The 19,588-nt window shown below is 39.7% G+C and carries 17 protein-coding genes; 14 read left to right on the forward strand and 3 right to left on the reverse strand.

The window, feature by feature from the left end; all coding sequences use genetic code 11:
* The first annotated feature begins 134 nt into the window (after positions 1-134).
* Positions 135-593, forward strand: coding sequence for a YehR family lipoprotein (locus HCB49_RS12030; RefSeq protein WP_185517683.1), 459 nt, complete (start codon positions 135-137; stop codon positions 591-593).
* Positions 594-645: 52 nt separating this feature from the next.
* On the opposite strand, the gene HCB49_RS12035 is transcribed toward HCB49_RS12030, so the two are convergent.
* The 3 genes from HCB49_RS12035 to HCB49_RS12045 all read right to left on the reverse strand — a co-directional run bounded on the left by HCB49_RS12035 (position 646) and on the right by HCB49_RS12045 (position 2,738).
* Entirely contained in the window at positions 646-978 is a 333-nt protein-coding gene (locus tag HCB49_RS12035) for a putative heavy metal-binding protein (RefSeq protein ID WP_003725735.1), read from the reverse strand.
* Between the two features lie 66 nt (positions 979-1,044).
* Entirely contained in the window at positions 1,045-1,719 is a 675-nt protein-coding gene (locus HCB49_RS12040; RefSeq protein WP_185605075.1) for a DNA alkylation repair protein, read from the reverse strand.
* Positions 1,720-1,796: 77 nt separating this feature from the next.
* Entirely contained in the window at positions 1,797-2,738 is a 942-nt protein-coding gene (locus HCB49_RS12045) for an L-lactate dehydrogenase (protein ID WP_008946613.1), read from the reverse strand.
* A gap of 293 nt (positions 2,739-3,031) precedes the next feature.
* On the opposite strand from HCB49_RS12045, the gene HCB49_RS12050 reads away from it, so the two are divergent.
* From HCB49_RS12050 to cysK, 13 genes are all read left to right on the forward strand, one after another.
* Positions 3,032-3,655, forward strand: a complete 624-nt coding sequence (locus HCB49_RS12050) for a 50S ribosomal protein L25/general stress protein Ctc (protein WP_003722740.1) — start codon at positions 3,032-3,034, stop codon at positions 3,653-3,655.
* A gap of 89 nt (positions 3,656-3,744) precedes the next feature.
* Positions 3,745-4,329 carry a GNAT family N-acetyltransferase gene (locus HCB49_RS12055; RefSeq protein ID WP_185605076.1) on the forward strand — a complete coding sequence of 195 codons (585 nt, stop codon included), beginning with the start codon at positions 3,745-3,747 and terminating at the stop codon, positions 4,327-4,329.
* 106 nt (positions 4,330-4,435) lie between these two features.
* Entirely contained in the window at positions 4,436-4,996 is a 561-nt protein-coding gene (gene pth, locus HCB49_RS12060) for an aminoacyl-tRNA hydrolase (protein ID WP_185391616.1), read from the forward strand.
* Positions 4,997-5,110: 114 nt separating this feature from the next.
* Positions 5,111-8,650, forward strand: a complete 3,540-nt coding sequence (gene mfd / locus HCB49_RS12065; RefSeq protein ID WP_185605077.1) for a transcription-repair coupling factor — start codon at positions 5,111-5,113, stop codon at positions 8,648-8,650.
* A 30-nt stretch (positions 8,651-8,680) separates the two neighbouring features.
* The gene (locus HCB49_RS12070; RefSeq protein ID WP_185605078.1) at positions 8,681-10,270 is read left to right on the forward strand and encodes a putative polysaccharide biosynthesis protein; all 1,590 of its coding nucleotides are present in this window, start codon (positions 8,681-8,683) and stop codon (positions 10,268-10,270) included.
* Between the two features lie 35 nt (positions 10,271-10,305).
* Positions 10,306-10,572, forward strand: a complete 267-nt coding sequence (locus HCB49_RS12075) for an RNA-binding S4 domain-containing protein (RefSeq protein WP_003740380.1) — start codon at positions 10,306-10,308, stop codon at positions 10,570-10,572.
* Positions 10,573-10,801: 229 nt separating this feature from the next.
* On the forward strand, positions 10,802-11,188 hold the full coding sequence (locus HCB49_RS12080; RefSeq protein ID WP_185391613.1) for an FtsB family cell division protein: 387 nt from the start codon (positions 10,802-10,804) through the stop codon (positions 11,186-11,188).
* A 151-nt stretch (positions 11,189-11,339) separates the two neighbouring features.
* The gene (locus HCB49_RS12085; protein ID WP_003718298.1) at positions 11,340-11,768 is read left to right on the forward strand and encodes a S1 domain-containing RNA-binding protein; all 429 of its coding nucleotides are present in this window, start codon (positions 11,340-11,342) and stop codon (positions 11,766-11,768) included.
* 106 nt (positions 11,769-11,874) lie between these two features.
* Positions 11,875-13,821 (forward strand): bifunctional tRNA lysidine(34) synthetase TilS/hypoxanthine phosphoribosyltransferase HprT, encoded by a 1,947-nt coding sequence (locus HCB49_RS12090; protein ID WP_185605079.1) that lies wholly within the window; start codon positions 11,875-11,877, stop codon positions 13,819-13,821.
* A 345-nt stretch (positions 13,822-14,166) separates the two neighbouring features.
* A complete protein-coding gene (gene ftsH, locus HCB49_RS12095) occupies positions 14,167-16,239 on the forward strand; it encodes an ATP-dependent zinc metalloprotease FtsH (RefSeq protein ID WP_185396343.1) in 2,073 nt (690 codons plus the stop codon).
* Between the two features lie 115 nt (positions 16,240-16,354).
* Positions 16,355-17,134 (forward strand): type III pantothenate kinase, encoded by a 780-nt coding sequence (locus HCB49_RS12100; RefSeq protein ID WP_185502678.1) that lies wholly within the window; start codon positions 16,355-16,357, stop codon positions 17,132-17,134.
* Positions 17,135-17,149: 15 nt separating this feature from the next.
* Entirely contained in the window at positions 17,150-18,034 is an 885-nt protein-coding gene (hslO, locus tag HCB49_RS12105; protein WP_185481408.1) for an Hsp33 family molecular chaperone HslO, read from the forward strand.
* Between the two features lie 115 nt (positions 18,035-18,149).
* Positions 18,150-19,076: a cysteine synthase A gene (gene cysK / locus HCB49_RS12110; protein ID WP_012984736.1), complete on the forward strand. Its 927-nt coding sequence runs from the start codon at positions 18,150-18,152 to the stop codon at positions 19,074-19,076.
* The last annotated feature ends 512 nt before the right edge of the window (positions 19,077-19,588 follow it).

Genomic DNA, 19,588 nt, shown 5'->3' on the forward strand with positions numbered 1-19,588 from the left:
ATAATCATGTGCGTTAATAACAACGGAGCTTAACTATTGGCGTGCTATAAAAAGTTCACAAAAAATCCATTGTATCTCAAATGCAGTTAGGTTATTCTGAGGCGAATGTGAAACAAAAAGAGGAGGAAACAACGGTGAAATTACTTAAAAAGGGAACAATGGCTTTATTTGTAATGGTTATGGCAGTGATGTTAGTAGCTTGTGGAGGGAAAGTAGAAACAAAAACGTACGAACTTTCTCAAAATGGTATAGAATCTAAATTGATATACACTTGTAAAGGAGACAAAGTCACGAAGCAAACAGCTGAAAATAGAATGCCTTACACTGCGCTAGGCGTTAGTTCAAAAGAAGACGCTGAAAAAATGCTTAAAGAAAGAAGTGATAAGTTTCAAAACATTAACGGATTAAAAGCGGAAATGGAATATAAAGATGATAAAGCTATTGAAACGATAGAGGTAGATTACACTAAAATTTCTTCAGAAGATATAAGGAAACTCCCGGGTATGACTACAAATGGTGATACTTCTAAGGGGATTAGTATGAAAAAGTCAGTAAAATTGCTAAAATCTCAAGGTTATAAAGAAGTTAAATAATAAATTTGTATCAAAAAAGAAGTATCCGTTTGAGAGGATACTTCTTTTTATTTTAATAATCCTGCGCTTCAATAACAACAGCTGTACCAGACGCAGTAACCATCAGCATCCCGTTATCAGCTCCAAGTACTTCATAATCAATATCAACACCAATAACAGCATTTGCGCCAATATCTTTCGCGCGTTGTTCCATTTCGCGAATCGCTTCCTCGCGAGCGTTAATAAGCTCGTCCTCATAGCCTTGCGAACGGCCTCCAAAGAAATTTCTTAGTCCCGCTCCAATATCTTTCATAAAGTTAACGCCAGTGATGACTTCGCCGAAAACGATTTTTTTATACTCAATAATTTGTTTGCCTTCAATATTTGGTGAGGTTGTTACGATCATAATTTCATCCCTCCAGTTTTCTTTTATCATACTCCTTAGAGCTTTTTTTAGTCAAAGGATATCCGGCTATTTTTTGCGATTTCTCGCTTTTTCGATATAAGAAATGGCGTCCGGAACTTTACAAGCATTTTTTCCTAAATTCACATGAACTTTCCCGACTGATTTCGCAGCTTCTATCGCTTTTTCGTGCAAATCATCGTTATAAATGCCGCAAGAGATAATAAAACTGTTCATCGAATATCGCGTTCTGTTGGATTCTGCTTGTAACGTTTCTTTGGCGCGCTTTAATAGCTCCTCTGCTTCGGGTAAATCGCTAATATGCTCACTAAAAATCTGCCAGCCCATTGCTTTCGTTAAATCATAATCACTTTCAACCCACTTTTTGGCGAAAATGAGCGAATCTTCTCTTTTACTGACAAGTGATGCAAGTGCGAAAGTTAGTTGTGACCACGTTTCTCGAAAAGCAATATTCCATTTTTCGATTTGCTCAGTAGTCATTTTGTTAGGGTCAATCGCGAGCAAACCGAGATAAATCAAGTCACTGTTACTCGATTCGATTAGCTCTACAGCGAGTTCGTAGTTTTTTGTCAATTTTTCCCGGCGAATAATTTTCTTTAAATCGCCAATTTTCAGCCCGTAAAGTTCTAGTGTTTCAGGGCAACCGTGATTTCGGAAAATTTTAACGGTGTTTGGATTTTTTAAGGTTTGAAGTTCGGTGTTAAGTTGGTCAAAAGTAATCATGCGGCGCTCTCCTCTCGAATAAATTAAGTATAACAAAAAAGCATGCTAAGGCGCATGCTTTTAAGATTCAGAGCTTATTAGTCAACTTGTTTCATTGCGTCGTCGAGAACTTTTTTAAGTGTGTCTGCTGAATTTTTCATTTGCTCTTTTTCTTTATCGGTCAAGTTCATTTCAACAATGTGGCGAACGCCTTGACGGTTAACTACTGCAGGTGCGCCAATATAAATGTCGTTCATACCATAATGACCATCTAAATAAACGGAAAGTGGTAAAATCGCATTTTCGTTATTTAGAATCGCTTTTGTAATACGGGCAAGTGCAGCTGCGACTCCATAGAAAGTAGCGCCTTTTTTATTAATAATTTCATATGCTGCATCACGAACACTTACGAAAATAGTATCCATTGCGCCTTGTTCGTCTTCGCTAATCCATTCAGTAATTGGAAGACCGCCAACAGTTGTGTGGCTCCATGCTGGGAATTCAGTATCACCGTGTTCACCAAGAATATAACCATGGACGTTACGAGCATCGACTTTTAGATAGTCGGCAATCGACATACGGAAACGAGCTGTATCAAGACTTGTTCCGGAACCGATAACGCGTTCTTTAGGAAGACCTGAGAATTTCCAAGTTGCGTAAGTTAGGATGTCTACTGGGTTAGAAGCGATTAGGAAAATGCCGTCAAAACCACTTGCCATAACTTCATCCACGATGCCTTTCATGATTTTGATATTACGGTTTACTAAGTCTAAACGAGTTTCACCAGGTTTTTGCGCAGTTCCAGCTGTTACAACAACTAAATCTGCGTCATGGCAATCGCTATAATTCGCTGAGTAGATTTTCTTCGGTGTGGAAAATGGAACGGCGTGGCTCAAATCCATTGCATCCCCAATAGTTCTGTCTTTATCTATGTCAATAATACCAAATTCTTGTCCGATGCTTAAATTTACACAAGCAAATGCGTAACTGGAACCAACTGCTCCGTCGCCAACTAAAATAATTTTTTGATGATCTTTCATTTCGAATTCCTCCTATAAAAAATCTATTTACTAGTACAGTATACCATGTATTTTTCATTTGTGAAGCGTTGAACGTCCTAAATTTAAAAAAGTTGTTATAATGTTTTTGTGAAAACGCTGTAGTACAGTTTGGAAGCGTCTGCATTCGCGCTCAACCGCTATTTTCTGTTTACCTTTTATTGAGAATTATAAACCTTACAAAACAAAATAAGGCTATTCCTTTGTTTTGCTATTTCTCTAACGGGTAGATATAATGTAGATGTACCAAAATTGAATGAGTGGAGTGATTTTTTATGGCAACAACATTAGAGGTCCAGAAAAGAGAAACAACGCAACATTCAGAAGTAACGAGATTGCGTAGTGAAGGAAAAGTACCTGGAATTATTTATGGTTACAAATCAGAGAATGTTCCAGTTTCCGTTGATTCTTTGGAATTAATCAAAGCAGTTCGTGACAATGGTCGAAATGCCGTATTTTCAGTGACTGTTGACGGCAAGAAATTAAATGTTTTATTACATGAATATCAAGTGGATCCGTTAAAAGACGTTTTAGTACATGTTGATTTACTAGCGGTTGATATGAATGAAGAAGTGGAGACTGATGTTCGCGTGGTATTAGTTGGCGATGCACCCGGCGTTAAAGCTGGCGGCGTATTACAACAAATTATCCATGACGTAAAAGTTTCAGCAACACCAGAAAAATTACCAGAAACAATTGAATTAGACATTTCTTCATTAGAAATCGGTGATGTTTTAACAACGAACGACCTTCCGGAAAACAAAGATTATGTCGTGCAAGCTGAGGAAGAAGAAACAGTAGTAACTGTGTCTGCCCCACGTGCTGAAGAAGAACCAACGACTACGGAAGCGCCAGAGCCAGAAGCTGTACATGGTAAAGATGAAGAGCCTGTTGAATAATTTCTAATAAATAAGGATGGAAGATACGCATTTGTTTGCGATATCTTCCATTTTTTTTGGTATAATAGTTTCGAGAAGGAGGCGTTTATATGCTTGATAAATCAGTACCACATATTTCTGTTGCAATGGTCAATTATGATGCCGCGAATTATCCGGAATTTCATTTACCGACGGGATATTCTTTTTGCTTTTATAAAGATGGTTTGGAAGAAGATTGGTGTAGATTGCAATTAGAAACTGGTCAGGTGCCATCAATGGATATTATTCGCGCTCGTTTTGAAACAGAATTTGGAAATGAAAAAGAAAAATTGGCCAAGTGTTGTGTTTTTGTGCAAGCGCCGAATGGTGAGCTTATTGGAACAGCGATGCTTTGGGACGGGGATACATTTGGCGAAATGGCGAGCCGGATTCATTGGGTAGCTGTACTTGATTCCCACGGCGGAAAAGGTATCGCAAAAGCTTTGTTATCTAAAATCCTTGGCATAAATAAAAATGATTTTGTCTATTTGACCACACAAACCGGAAGTTACCAAGCAATTTATTTATATCAGAAATTCGGTTTCGAAAAATATATCGGAAAAACGCCCACAAATTGGAAAACGGCAGACTTTCAAGCTGAAAATGAAACAGCGTGGCAAATTATCGAAAATAAAATTGCCGAACACCAAGCGTAGTTGGAAAACTTTCAACCAAGTGAAATCCATGTTATAATCAAAAAAACATCGAAACAAAAACCAGTTCATTCGTGAAGTGGTTTCGTTCATGTAAGGAGAAGCTTTTATGAAATTAATTGCAGGACTCGGGAATCCGGGCAAAAAATACGAACGCACCCGGCATAATGTCGGTTTTATGGTAGTTGATGAGCTGAGTTTCCGCCATCAAACACCTTGGAAAAAATCCAAATTTAATGGTATGACAAGTGAAATTAATGTTGGTGGCGAAAAAATAATTTTAGTTAAACCGCTCACTTTTATGAATGCTTCTGGGGAGTGTATTCGTCCACTAATGGATTACTACAACATCCCGATTGAAGATGTCGTGATTGTGTACGATGATCTTGATTTACCAGTTGGGAAAATAAGATTACGCCAAAAGGGCAGTGCTGGTGGACATAATGGCATGAAATCAATTATCCAGCATGTCAAAACGCAAGAATTTAACCGCATTCGTGTGGGTGTAAGTCGCCCTATAAAAGGAGAAGTCATTAACTACGTATTAGGAGATTTCCCTAAAGCAGAACAACCTGATATTATCGCAGCAATCCAAAAAAGTGCGGATGCCATCGAAGACTTTGCGCAAACGCCATTTATTGAAGTAATGAATAAATACAATCAAAAATAAACAATGACGAGACGTGGTAATTTTTTTGCCACGTATTTCGGTCTTTCTTCGGACGTGTGATTTACTCTCGCGCCCCATAGAATGAATTTTCTGACAAAAAGGAGCTGTTTTCCCTTGAAAGGATTACAACAATTAATATATGAACAAAAAGATATTCGAGCGGTCTTAAAAGCGCTTGATGAAAAAGAAAAAGCGCAACTTGTCACGGGTCTCACAGGTTCTTCGCGTGCGTTATTTGCAAGCGTGGTAGAAGGAGCATCAAAGCGACCAGTTGTATTTGTCACGCACAATTTATATCATGCACAAAAATTATATGATGATTTGCTTTCTTTAATGGATAGTGATCGATTATTTTTATACCCGGCAGATGAATTGATTTCTTCTGAGCTAAGTATTTCTAGCCCGGAGCTTCGTGGTCAACGTGTTGAAGCGCTCGATTTTCTGCTGTCCGGAAAACCGGGAATCGTCATCGTCCCAGTTGCTGGACTTAGAAAAATGCTTCCACCAGTTGCGCTTTGGAAACATTTCAATATATCTATCGTTGAAGGCGAAGAAATCGATCCAGATGTTTTACGCCAAAAATTAGTAACGATGGGTTACACGATGAGCGGAATGGTAAATACCCCAGGAGAATTCAGCGTTCGCGGCGGGATTATTGATATTTACCCAATTACAGAAGAATTCCCGATTAGAATAGAACTTTTTGATACCGAAGTGGACTCGCTCCGTTTCTTTGATGTGGAAACACAACGCTCCACTACTCGCGTGGAAGAATTCCGGCTGCTTCCGGCGACAGAAATCATTTTAGATCAAAGTTATTATCCTGACATCGTCCAACGTTTGGAAAAGAAAATGACGCTCACTTTAAATGAGTTAAAAGAAGACGCGGATAAACAAGCGCTCGTTGAAAATTTAGAAGAAGAGTTGGAAATGTTGCGTTCAGGCGTAAAACCAGACATGTTCTTTAAATATATCGGGCTGGCTTACCCAGACCCGGCCTCGCTTTTCGATTATTTGCCAAAAAACACAGCCATTTTGCTTGATGAATTTGCGCGGATTTTGGAAACGGAAGAAAGTTTAGAACGGGAAGAAGCGGAGTGGCAAACAGAAACGTTAAGTCGCATGGAAACAGTTCGCGACGTGCAAGTAAGCCATTCTTTCAAAAAATTATTAGAAGCGAACCAATCGCCGAAAATTTATTTATCTCTTTTCCAAAAACAAATGGCGAGCATGCGCGCATCGAAAACGACCAATATCGTTTATAAACAAATGCAGCAATTCCACGGTCAAATGAATGTTTTAAAAACAGAGCTAGAAAGCTGGCATAAAAATAATTATGCTGTAGTTATCTTGGCGCCGAATTTAGAACGCGCGGAAAAAATGCAACAAACCTTAACCGATTACGATATGGAAAGCACCATTTTAAAAGAAGAAGCGGATGTACCAAAATACGGAATGGTTCAATTTGTCATCGGGACATTCCAAAATGGTTTTGAACTGCCACTTGCCAAAGTAGCGATTATTAGTGAAACCGAGCTCTTCAATAAAAAAATCAAAAAGGTGAAAAAACGCCAAAAACTTTCCAATGCTGAACGAATCCAAAGTTATTCCGAGTTAAAAGTTGGCGACTACGTAGTTCACGTCAATCACGGTATTGCGCGTTACGTGGGCATGGAAACGTTAGATATCAACGGCGTGCATAAAGATTACTTGCTACTTGTTTACCAAGGTGAGGATAAACTTTTCATCCCGGTTGACCAACTTGATTTAGTTCAGAAATACGTTGGGGCAGAAGGTAAGTCTCCGAGATTAAATAAACTTGGCGGCGCTGAATGGAAACGCGTTAAGAAGAAAGTGCAAGCCTCCGTCCAAGATATTGCGGACGATTTAATCAAACTTTATGCGGAGCGCGAAGCTGAAAAAGGCTATGCGTTTAGCGCGGATGACGAAATGCAGCGCGAATTTGAAGATGCTTTCCCGTATCAAGAAACCGAAGACCAATTGCGCTCAATTTCAGAAATCAAAAAAGATATGGAACGACCGCGCCCAATGGATCGTCTTTTGGTCGGGGATGTTGGTTACGGAAAAACCGAAGTGGCCCTCAGAGCTGTATTCAAAGCTATTATGGATGGCAAACAAGTCGCCTTTTTAGTACCGACAACCATTTTAGCGCAACAACACTATGAAACAATGAAAGAACGTTTCCAAGGCTTCCCAATCGAAATTGGTCTTTTAAGCCGTTTCCGCACGAAAAAACAACAAACCGAAACATTAAAAGGTATGAAAAATGGCACAGTAGATGTCGTTGTCGGCACACATCGTCTATTATCCAAAGATGTCGAGTATCAAGACTTAGGCTTACTCATTGTCGATGAAGAACAACGATTTGGTGTGACGCACAAAGAAAAAATTAAACAAATGCGTTCCAAAATCGACGTATTAACACTTACCGCAACACCTATTCCGAGAACGCTACACATGTCGATGCTCGGCGTTCGTGATCTATCTGTTATCGAAACTCCGCCAGCAAACCGTTTCCCAGTGCAAACCTATGTCGCGGAACAAAATAATGTTTTAGTCCGCGAAGCAATCGAGCGGGAACTAGCGCGTGACGGACAAGTGTACTATCTATACAACCGGGTTGAATCCATTACCCAAAAAGCAGACGAAATTTCTGCGATGGTCCCTGATGCTCGAGTGGCAACTGCGCACGGCCAAATGGGTGAATCGGAATTAGAATCTGTTATTTTGAGTTTCCTTGAAGGAGAATTCGACGTACTCGTAACAACGACGATTATTGAAACCGGCGTAGACATTCCGAATGTTAACACGCTGTTCGTTCAAGATGCTGATCGAATGGGACTTTCTCAACTCTATCAGTTGCGCGGACGGGTAGGACGATGGAACAGAATTGCATATGCTTACTTCATGTATCAAAAAGATAAAATTTTGCGTGAGGAAGCTGAAAAGCGCTTATCGGCCATTAAAGAATTTACCGAATTAGGTTCTGGTTTCAAAATTGCAATGCGTGATTTATCCATTCGAGGTGCCGGAAATATTCTAGGTGCCCAACAACATGGCTTTATCGATTCAGTCGGGTTCGATCTTTACTCGCAAATGCTCAAAGAAGCAATCGAAGCGAAAAAACCAAAAGAAGAACAAAAACAAATCGTCCCAGTCGAAATTGATATCCAAGCCGATGCGTACATTCCGGAATATTATATTACAGATGGTCGCCAAAAAATCGAGATGTACAAACGTTTCCGCAATATAGAAGTATTGAGCGAACTCGAGGACTTACAAAGTGACATGATTGACCGTTTTGGGGAATATCCAGAAGAAGTCGAATATTTATTCACAATGACCGAACTCAAGGTCCACGCACTGGAAGTTGGCATTGAATCCGTAAAACAAGAACAAAATAAAATTACTATGCTATTTTCAGAAAGTGGTACAGCTGGTATTCGCGGTGATGTCGTGATGCAAATCATCGGCGAATTTGGTCGTATGGTCGGTGTTGGCATGGAAGGCACCCAACTAAAAATCACAATTAATGTCCAAAATAAACCTTTAAAAGAATGGTTATACCAAGTGAAAAGCTTAGCTGAAAAACTTCGTGGCGCTATGAAAGAAAAAGTATCAACCGAAAATTGATAAGTTATTAAGAAGAAAGGAGGTGGCGGGATGTCTGAACGTTCCATGAAGCGACTAATGAAAGGAGCAGCTTGGCTAACCGCTGCCTCGCTTATCTCTAAAATACTTAGCGCAGTTTACCGCGTACCTTTTCAAAATATGGTGGGCGACGTCGGATTTTATATTTTTCAACAAGTATATCCAATTTACGGGATTGCAATGACACTTGCGCTTGGCGGCTTCCCTGTTGTCATTTCGAAAATGTTAGCAGAGGCAGAAGGCGATTTTAGACGGCAACAAATTATTATGCGCGCAGTATCAAGGATGCTCCGAATTGTAAGTATTACGATTTTCGCCTTTTTATTCCTGTTTGCTAGTGTGATTGCTATGATGATGGGCGACCCAGCTTTATCAGAATTAATTCGCGTCATTAGTTTCGTGTTTCTACTCATGCCACAACTCGCGTTTATGCGTGGCTTTTTCCAAGGGGAAGGGGACATGATACCAACCGCGATTTCGCAAACAGTCGAACAAATTATTCGAGTGGCGATAATTTTGATAGGAGCTGGACTGGCGCTTCATTTCGGTCTTGATTTATATGATGCCGGCTCGATGGCGATGAGTGGCGCGTTTTTCGGCGGGATTTCTGGAATCTTCATTTTACGCCACTTTTACAATAAAAAAGTGGCGCTTGGCGAAGGGATTCAACCGGCCGTATTTGCTAATAAAGAAGAAAAAGTCGGTATCGGTCGCGCATTTTTACGACAAAGTGTGGCAATTTGTGTGGTTAGCTCGATGCTGATTTTATTCCAGCTAGTCGATTCCTTCCAAGTGTATCGGTTAATGAGCGACTCCGGCATCCCGGATTTTATCGCCAAATCACTCAAAGGGATTTACGATCGTGGCCAGCCGATCTTGCAATTAGGGCTAGTCATCTCGACCGGACTTGCACTCGCGCTCGTCCCAATGATCACCGCGGCAAGAGTCCGAGGTCAGCAAAAAGAACTCAAACGCTCCGTATTACTAGCAATCAAAATCACGCTAATTTTAGCCGGTGCAGAAACAGTCGGGCTCATCGTCATCATGCGCCCGCTGAACCAAATGTTATTCCAAACTCCAGATGGCACATTCGTCTTACAATTGTTCATGCCAGCCGTTTTCCTAAGCTCACTCATCATCATGTTAAGCAGTATTTTACAAGGCTTCGGAAAAATCGCTGTACCCGCAGTTGGCGTTGGAATTGGACTTATTGTAAAATGGATATCAGGAAGCATTCTAATTCCGAGGCTCGCAACAATGGGCGCATCGATTTCAACATGTATCGGCTTACTTGTCATTCTGATTATTTGTTATGCTGCGCTAAAACAAACAATCCGAGTGCCGTTCGTCGAAAGAACAATGCTAATTCGCCTGCTCGCAGCTTTGGCGCTAATGGCGGTCTTCCCATGCCTATTCGAATGGTTAGCGCCACTAGAAACAAGACTCGGCAGCGCGCTCCAAGCAATAGTCAGCGCCATAATCGGCGGCGGAGTTTTCCTGATTTTTGCTTTAAGATACAAATTGCTCGGTCCAAAAGATTTCGTTTTTCTTCCGTTTGGCTCCAAATTACTCGCACTTAGTAAGCTGGTTGCGCGGAAATAATTAATATAAAGTAGGTGGATAAAATGGCAACAACTATGCGATTAGATAAATATTTAAAAGTATCTCGCTTAATTAAAAGACGTACAGTAGCAAAAGAAGTAGCAGAAAAAGGACGCATTGCAGTCAACGGAGTAACTGCAAAACCAGGAACTAACGTAAAATCCGGCGACGAACTAGTTATTCGCTTCGGTCCTAAAATCGTTACAGCAAAAATCGAACGTCTAGAAGAAAATGCGAAAAAAGAACAAGCAACAGAAATGTATACGATTATTAAAGAAGAACGCACAGACGAAAGTAGATAAAGAAAAAATCGTTTGAAATGGCACTGTTTAGCCGATTTCAAACGATTTTTTATTAAGCAAGATAAACCACAATCAATTTTTTGTCAAAAAGTCAAGAAAAATATCATAAAATTAGCGGATTCCAATAGACAAATGCCTGATTTATTGATATCATTTTAAGCAAGAAACGTTTTTTTCTCTACCGAAAATCATAGACAATAAGCAAATAAGAATATGGGAGGGACGATATATGAAAAAAGCCGAATCAAAAGTGGCGAGAATAGAAAATCGCTATATAAAAGATACCGCAACAATGAAAAAAACTCGTAGTCGTCGCCGCGTTGCCCTGTTTCGTAGACTTGCATTTATGGCTATTATTTTTGCTGTGGTAGGTGGACTATTAACCATTACGTACACCAAACAAGTGCTAACACTTAAAGAGAAGAAGGCGAAGCAAGTGCAAGTGGATAAAAAAATGGTTGCAATGAAAGATGAAGAAGACGCATTAAATGATCAAATCAAGAAACTTCATAATGATGAGTACATAGCTAAACTAGCAAGAAGTGAATATTATCTATCCAAAGATGGAGAAATTATTTTTAATATTCCTGAAGAGAATTCGAAACAAAAAGAGTAAGTCACAGCTGAGCCGTCATTCTCCATGGTAGAATCAAAGGGAAAATAGAGTTGAGTATATTTGGAGTTTGTGAGTTTGACTGTTTGACACTCTTTTTATTATAGCTATAATTAAGCAATAGAGTGATATTTTAAGGAGGACGCATTTTTTTATGTCGATCGAAGTAGGCAACAAGTTACAAGGTAAAGTTACTGGGATTACTAATTTTGGAGCATTTGTGGAGCTAGAAGGTGGCAAAACAGGCTTAGTTCATATTAGTGAGGTAGCAGATAACTATGTTAAGGACATTAATGACATCTTAACTGTAGGGGATGAAGTTACTGTCAAAGTAATGAATATTGGTGATGATGGTAAGATTGGTCTGTCCATTCGTAAAGCAGTAGATCGCCCGGACCGCCCAGAAAAAAGTTATGATCGTAAGCCAAAATACAGCAAAAAACCTGCTGGAAACTATGTTAAACCAGCCGAGAGCTTTGAAGATATAATGTCTAAATTCTTGAAAGATAGTGATGAAAGACTAACTACTATCAAACGTCAAACAGAATCTAAACGTGGCGGCCGAGGAGCGAAACGCGGCTAATGCGCTAAAATTAATTGTAAAGTAGATGCACCGTATTGGATCATTAATACGGTGCACTTTTTAATAAAAAATGTGAGAGCCGAATTTCGAAGGAAGGTTTTCTTGAATGGATGACACAAAAAAACGAGTACATAAGTATATCGAGAAACACGACTTAATCCGATCCGACGATAAATTGCTTGTGGCAGTTTCTGGCGGTCCGGATTCTTTGGCATTACTGCATTTTTTATGGAACTCAAAACTAGTTCCAAAAGAAGCAATCTCCGTCGCACATTTAAATCACCATTTGCGCGAAAATGCAGCAAAAGAACAACAACTCGTCGAAAATTTTTGCAAACAACATAATCTTCCATTTTACACGGAAGAAGTTGACGTAAACAGACGAGCCCAAGACTTGCAAAAAGGGATTGAAGAAACGGCCCGCATTGTCAGATATGACTTTTTTGAAAAAATAATGTCGGAACAAAACATCAACAAGCTAGTTCTCGCGCACCATGCGGATGACCAAATAGAAACAATACTAATGCGACTTGTTCGTGGCAGTTCTAGTATCGGCTGGTCAGGCATACAGCCAAAACGTGAGCTAAGAGGTGGCCATGCGATTCGGCCATTTTTACCAATTACAAAAGCAGAAATTATCGAATATGCACATAAACACGAATTAGCATACGAAATCGACGAATCAAACACGAGCCAAGAATACACAAGAAATCGCTACCGGGCGCAACTCTTGCCATTTTTAAAACAAGAAAATCCAGCGGTTTACGCCCACTTCGAAAGATTTTCCGAAGAAACCAGCGAAGATTTCCGCTATTTAGAGGAACTTGCGAACGATTTATTAAAGAAAAACCTCGTCAAAAACGGCAAAAAGACAACACTTTTACTTAGTAGCTTTAAAAATGAAGCGAATCCTTTACAACGCCGCGCAATTCATTTACTATTGAGATATCTGTACAATGAAGATGCCCGTTTTATTACGGTAAATCACATATATCAGATTATCCAAATAATTCAAAGTGACAATCCATCTAGTTCGATTGATTTACCAAATAAACTCATTGCGAATAGAGTGTACAACGAGCTCCATTTCCAATTTGGAGAAAGAGAAGCTTCTTCTGAGTTTTATCATCAATTAGAACTGAATGATCGCATTGAATTAGATAATGAAGCAAGCATCCGTTTAAAGCTAAAAAGTTCCGTTGTTCAAACAAATGGGCTAAATGGAATGCTACTGGATGCTGACGAAATAACACTTCCTTTAATTGTTCGAAACCGTGTGAACGGCGATAGAATGACGATGAAAGGACAAGCAGGCAGCAAGAAACTAAAAGATATTTTCATCGATGCCAAAATACCAAGGCAAGAACGCGATAATCTACCCGTGATAACAGACTATACCGGAAAAATCCTTTGGGTTCCCGGTGTGAAAAAGTCTGCATATGACCGAGCATTTAGTCGCAGCAAAAAGCAATACATTATTAGGTACACTCGAAATATAGGAGGAAACGAGAGCATGCATAATGATATTCAGAAAGTACTGATATCGGAGGACGAATTACAAGAGAAAATTCGTGAACTCGGTCGTGAGTTGACAACAGAATATGAAGGACGTAACCCATTAGTAGTTGGGGTATTAAAAGGCGCAACTCCTTTTATGACTGATTTACTTAAAAGAGTAGACACATACTTAGAAATGGACTTCATGGACGTATCCAGTTACGGAAATGGTACAGTATCATCAGGTGAAGTGAAAATCATCAAAGACCTTAACGCATCAGTAGAAGGTCGCGATGTACTTGTAATTGAAGATATCATTGATAGCGGACGTACACTTAGTTATCTAGTAGACCTAATCAAATACCGCAAAGCAAAATCAGTGAAGTTAGTTACTTTACTGGATAAGCCAGCCGGACGCAATGTAGAAATCGAAGCAGATTATGTAGGCTTTGTCGTTCCAAATGAATTTGTTGTTGGATACGGTTTAGATTACGCAGAACGCTATCGCAATCTACCATACATCGGCATTTTGAAACCAGAAATTTACAGCGAGTGAAATTAATTAACAAACAGAACTATTCTTTGTTAAAATGTAATAGATAGCTTTTCAGAAAACGAAAACAAAAAATTCATGCCGAACATGCAAAATAGTGGGCAATCGAGGTTCGGTATGCTATCATTAGTCTTAGTTTTCGAAGGTGAAAATAGTATCAATAAATATTAAAAAATCTATATTAATAATAGAATAACTTCGTAAGAGAAAAGCGAAACGGATATGTTTTTAATAATCAGGGGAAGAAAACATTGTTTCTAAATCTGCTATTAGTCAAAAACAACTTTTAAAGGGATAAAAGTCCAGAGAAAGTAAGAATCCAAGCTCTTGCGTGGGAGGAGGTAAGGAATGAACAGGTTTTTTAGAAATGCGATATTTTATGTCATAATATTCCTTGTTATTATCGGGATTGTTGCTTCATTTAACTCGAACAAAGAGGCAGCCAAAGATATTAGCTATTCAGAATTTGTGAGTAAATTAGAAGATGGTAAAGTTAAATCCGTAGAAATACAGCCAGACCGTAGTGTTTATACAATCAATGGGGAATTTAAATCAAGCGATAAAAGTTCCGACGATAAAAAAACCGGTCTTGGCCAAAGTAAAGAAAGTAGCACTGCTTTCACAACATACGCTTTAAACAGCGATACTTCTCTTGATGATTTACAAAAAACAATCAAAAGCGAAGACGTGAAAATGGAAGTAGTACCTGCAAAACAAAACAGCGGTTGGGTTACATTCCTAACTTCTATTGTACCTTTTGTAATTATCTTCATCCTCTTCTTCTTCCTAATGAGCCAGTCTCAAGGTGGCGGCGGTGGTAAAGTAATGAGCTTTGGTAAAAGTAAAGCCAAACTTTACAACGACGACAAGAAGAAAGTTCGCTTCACAGATGTAGCTGGAGCAGACGAAGAAAAACAAGAACTTGTTGAAGTAGTAGAATTCCTAAAAGATCCGCGTAAATTTGCGGACCTAGGCGCTCGTATTCCTAAAGGTGTCCTTTTAGTAGGGCCTCCGGGTACTGGTAAAACCTTGCTAGCTCGTGCAGTTGCCGGTGAAGCAGGCGTGCCATTCTTCTCTATCTCAGGTTCAGACTTTGTAGAAATGTTTGTCGGTGTCGGTGCGAGCCGTGTCCGTGACTTATTCGAAAATGCGAAGAAAAATGCACCATGTATCATTTTCATTGATGAAATTGATGCAGTTGGTCGTCAACGTGGAGCTGGAATGGGCGGCGGTCACGATGAACGTGAACAAACCCTAAACCAATTACTAGTTGAAATGGATGGTTTCGGCGGCAATGAAGGTATCATCATTATTGCAGCAACTAACCGTGCAGACGTACTTGACCCAGCACTTCTTCGTCCAGGCCGTTTTGACCGTCAAATTATGGTTGATCGTCCAGACGTGAAAGGCCGTGAAGCAGTACTTCGTGTCCATGCTCGTAACAAACCACTTGCTAAAAGTGTTGATTTAAAAGCAATCGCTCAACGTACGCCAGGATTCTCTGGTGCCGATTTAGAAAACTTACTGAATGAAGCAGCACTCGTTGCCGCTCGTTCCGATAAGAAAGAAATAGACATGAGTGACCTTGATGAAGCTAGTGACCGCGTAATTGCTGGACCAGCTAAGAAAAATCGAGTTATCTCTGAAAAAGAACGCCGCACAGTCGCTTATCATGAAGGTGGTCACGTTATCGTCGGAATGGTACTTGATGAAGCGGAAGTCGTGCATAAAGTTACCATCGTTCCTCGTGGACAAGCTGGTGGTTATGCCGTAATGTTACCAAAAGAAGATCGCTTCCTAATGACGAAAGCTGAGTTAATGGACCGTATCACTGGTTTACTTGGTGGACGCGTAGCCGAAGAAGTCACTTTTGGAGAAGTAACAACTGGTGCAAGTAATGACTTTGAACGTGCCACTGAACTTGCTCGCCGCATGGTAACTGAATGGGGTATGAGTGACAAAATTGGACCGCTTCAATTCACTTCTGGTAATGGTCAAGTATTTATGGGCCGTGATTTCGGTAGCGACAAAGGATATTCCGATAAAATCGCTTACGAAATCGATACAGAAGTTCAAAGCTTAATCCGCTACTGTTATGACCGCGCTAAAACAATCATTACAGAACACCAAGAACAACATAAACTTATCGCGGAAACATTACTAAAAGTAGAAACATTAGATGCTCGCCAAATTCGTTCCCTATTTGATGACGGTGTAATGCCTCCAGATATTGATACGATTGACGTAGAAGCTGAATATCCTTCCGAAAAAGAAGAAGAAGTAGCAGGTAAATCTTTTGAAGAAGAAAAACAAGACTTAAAAGAAGAAAAAGTCGAAGAAACAGAAGAACAACCAAAAGAAGTAACTTCGGAAGATGCTCCGAACATCGAGCAAACACCAAACGATAAAAAAGACGAATAAAATCAAAGAGGCTGGGCTTTCCCAGTCTCTTTTTTGAAGCTATATTATTCGGATTTTCAAATAAAACATGTTATGATACGTTAGAAAAATCTTCTAAAGGACGGTATTTAAACTTATGATACTTGTAATTGATGTTGGGAATACTAACTGTACTGTCGGAGTTTATAAACAACAAAAACTTCTAAAACATTGGCGGATGACAACTGATCGTCATCGCACATCCGATGAATTAGGAATGACAGTCTTGAATTTTTTTTCATATGCGAATTTAACTCCTTCTGACATTCAAGGAATTATTATTTCGTCCGTCGTTCCGCCAATCATGCACGCAATGGAAACGATGTGTGTGCGTTATTTTAATATCCGACCATTAATCGTTGGTCCAGGAATAAAAACAGGTATCAATCTAAAAGTCGATAACCCTCGTGAAATCGGATCTGACCGAATCGTAAACGCCGTAGCAGCATCGGAAGAATATGGGACACCAGTTATCGTAGTAGATTTTGGCACTGCGACCACATTTTGTTATATCGATGAATCAGGCGTATACCAAGGTGGCGCAATTGCTCCAGGCATTATGATTTCGACCGAAGCCCTGTACAACCGTGCCGCTAAACTTCCGCGTGTAGATATCGCCGAATCAAATCAAATTATTGGGAAATCCACCGTGGCATCCATGCAAGCCGGTATTTTCTATGGTTTTGTCGGCCAATGCGAAGGAATTATCGCAGAAATGAAAAAACAATCCAATGCAAGTCCAGTAGTAGTTGCAACAGGTGGACTAGCTCGGATGATAACAGAAAAATCTTCCGCAGTAGACATTTTAGACCCATTTTTAACATTAAAAGGTCTGGAACTTCTATATAGAAGAAACAAACCAACTACAGAAAAATAAAAGGAGTTTTATATAATGAGCGATTATTTAGTTAAAGCGTTAGCCTACGATGGCATGGCGCGTGTATATGCAGCAGTAACAACCGAAACAATCAAAGAAGCACAAAGAAGACACGATACATGGTCTGTATCATCTGCCGCACTTGGTAGAACAATGACAGGAACACTTTTTCTTGGAGCAATGCAAAAAGAAGACCAAAAAATCACTGTGAAAATTGAAGGCGACGGCCCAATTGGTCCAATCGTTGCTGATAGTAACGCGCAAGGTCAAATCAGAGGCTACGTCACTAACCCACATGTCCATTTCAGCGAATTGAATGAAGCAGGAAAACTAGACGTTCGTCGCGGAGTTGGCACATCCGGCATGCTTTCAGTCGTAAAAGATCTAGGCTTTGGCGAAAACTTCACCGGCCAAACACCAATCGTTTCCGGAGAAATTGGCGAAGACTTCACCTACTATCTAGCAACATCCGAGCAAATCAATTCATCGGTAGGTGTCGGGGTGCTTGTTAATCCAGATGATACAATCGAAGCAGCAGGTGGTTTCATGTTGCAATTACTTCCAGGTGCAACAGATGAAGTCATTGACGAAATCGAAAAAAATCTTTCAGCCTTGCCAACTGTTTCTCGGATGATTGAAGCTGGCGAAACACCAGAATCCATCCTAGCTAAACTAGCAGGCGGCGAAGACAAACTACAAATTTTAGAAAAAATCCCAGTTTCGTTCGAATGTAACTGCTCCAAAGAACGTTTCGGTAGCGCGATTATCTCGCTTGGTAAAGAAGAAATCCGCTCCATGATAGAAGAAGATCACGGCGCAGAAGCAGAATGCCATTTTTGCCGTAACACCTATGATTTCTCGGAAAAAGAATTAGAAGAACTATACGAAGAAGCGAAATAATGAAAAAGGGGCGCCGAACCAGGTGCTCCTTTTTAAAAGAGATTAAACTTGACAAAACAGGTCGGAATTAATTAAACTAGATGAAAGACCTAAAATAGATAGGAGTGCTTTAATAATGACAATTGCAAATTCAATCACTGATTTAATTGGAAAAACACCGATTGTGAAACTTAACCGTTTACCAGAAGCAGGTAGCGCAGACGTATACGTAAAATTAGAATTCCAAAATCCGGGTGGTAGCGTAAAAGACCGTATTGCTAACGCGATGATCGAAAACGCTGAAAAATCAGGTGCATTAAAACCAGGCGATACAATTATTGAGCCAACAAGTGGTAACACAGGAATCGGCCTAGCGATGGTTGCAGCAGCAAAAGGGTACCAAGCAATCTTCGTAATGCCAGAAACAATGAGCTTAGAACGTCGCAAATTACTTCAAGCTTACGGCGCAAAATTAGTATTAACACCGGGACCAGATGGTATGAAAGGCGCAATTGCCAAAGCAGAAGAATTAGCTAAAGAAAATAACTATTTCGTTCCACAACAATTCCACAATCCAGCAAACCCAGCTGTGCACGAAGAAACAACTGGCCCAGAAATCGTTGAAGCTTTTGGCAAAGATGGCTTAGATGCTTTCATCGCAGGAGTAGGAACAGGCGGAACAGTAACAGGCGTAGGACACGTACTTAAAAAGAACTACCCCGATGTGAAAATCTATGCACTTGAGCCAGAAGAATCCCCAGTACTTAGCGGTGGCTCTCCATCTCCACATAAAATCCAAGGTATCGGTGCTGGTTTCGTGCCAGATACATTAGATACAAAAGTGTATGACGGCATTCTAAAAGTATCAAGCGAAGATGCCCTAGAAACAGCCCGCGAAGTAGCGAAGAAAGAAGGAATCCTAGTAGGTATTTCTTCCGGAGCAACTATTAAAGCAGCCCTTGACCTTGCAAAAGAACTTGGCGCTGGCAAAAAAGTACTAGCTATCGTTGCAAGTAATGGCGAACGCTACTTGAGTACACCGCTTTATAATTTTGAAGATTAATAATCGAAGAGCCTAGTTCTGCTAGGTTCTTTTTTTATGAAAAGAAATAAATGCATTTCTTACTATTTTCTAATCAAATGCACAGCAGAAATTTTCTTTTCTTGGTTAATATATAGTCATAAGCTAACAACAAGCAAAACATTTTCATTCTTTCCCCTTTTAGAATGAAAATCCCAAACTCCCTTTTTGACCAGTGTGGTTTACTCCCTTTTTCCACACTGGTTTTTTAATGCAAAAAAATGAAAGCAAAAACGGAAAAATCTCATGAAACTCTAACAAAAATCACAGCATATCCACCAAAAAATTGGTTAATATATGTTTATAAGCTAACAACAAGCAAAACATTTCGTTCTTTCCCTTTTTAGAATGAAAAACCTAAACTCCCTTTTTGACCAGCGAGGTTTACTCCCTTTTTCCTCGCTGGTTTTTTAATACAAAAAATGAAAATAAAAACGGAAAAATCTCATGAAACTCTAACAAAAATCACAGTATATCCACCAATTTTTGGGTTA

The sequence above is a fragment of the Listeria cossartiae subsp. cayugensis genome, assembly GCF_014229095.1.
GTDB lineage: Bacteria > Bacillota > Bacilli > Lactobacillales > Listeriaceae > Listeria > Listeria cayugensis.

Bases quoted from the DNA above. Each gene is read 5' to 3' on its own strand.
- HCB49_RS12035 (WP_003725735.1), bottom strand. From the start codon at position 978: ATGATCGTAACAACCTCACCAAATATTGAAGGCAAACAAATTATTGAG.
- HCB49_RS12040 (WP_185605075.1), bottom strand. From the start codon at position 1,719: ATGATTACTTTTGACCAACTTAACACCGAACTTCAAACCTTAAAAAAT.
- HCB49_RS12045 (WP_008946613.1), bottom strand. From the start codon at position 2,738: ATGAAAGATCATCAAAAAATTATTTTAGTTGGCGACGGAGCAGTTGGT.
- HCB49_RS12050 (WP_003722740.1), top strand. From the start codon at position 3,032: ATGGCAACAACATTAGAGGTCCAGAAAAGAGAAACAACGCAACATTCA.
- HCB49_RS12055 (WP_185605076.1), top strand. From the start codon at position 3,745: ATGCTTGATAAATCAGTACCACATATTTCTGTTGCAATGGTCAATTAT.
- pth (WP_185391616.1), top strand. From the start codon at position 4,436: ATGAAATTAATTGCAGGACTCGGGAATCCGGGCAAAAAATACGAACGC.
- HCB49_RS12070 (WP_185605078.1), top strand. From the start codon at position 8,681: ATGTCTGAACGTTCCATGAAGCGACTAATGAAAGGAGCAGCTTGGCTA.
- HCB49_RS12075 (WP_003740380.1), top strand. From the start codon at position 10,306: ATGCGATTAGATAAATATTTAAAAGTATCTCGCTTAATTAAAAGACGT.
- HCB49_RS12080 (WP_185391613.1), top strand. From the start codon at position 10,802: ATGAAAAAAGCCGAATCAAAAGTGGCGAGAATAGAAAATCGCTATATA.
- HCB49_RS12085 (WP_003718298.1), top strand. From the start codon at position 11,340: ATGTCGATCGAAGTAGGCAACAAGTTACAAGGTAAAGTTACTGGGATT.
- HCB49_RS12090 (WP_185605079.1), top strand. From the start codon at position 11,875: ATGGATGACACAAAAAAACGAGTACATAAGTATATCGAGAAACACGAC.
- ftsH (WP_185396343.1), top strand. From the start codon at position 14,167: ATGAACAGGTTTTTTAGAAATGCGATATTTTATGTCATAATATTCCTT.
- HCB49_RS12100 (WP_185502678.1), top strand. From the start codon at position 16,355: ATGATACTTGTAATTGATGTTGGGAATACTAACTGTACTGTCGGAGTT.
- hslO (WP_185481408.1), top strand. From the start codon at position 17,150: ATGAGCGATTATTTAGTTAAAGCGTTAGCCTACGATGGCATGGCGCGT.
- cysK (WP_012984736.1), top strand. From the start codon at position 18,150: ATGACAATTGCAAATTCAATCACTGATTTAATTGGAAAAACACCGATT.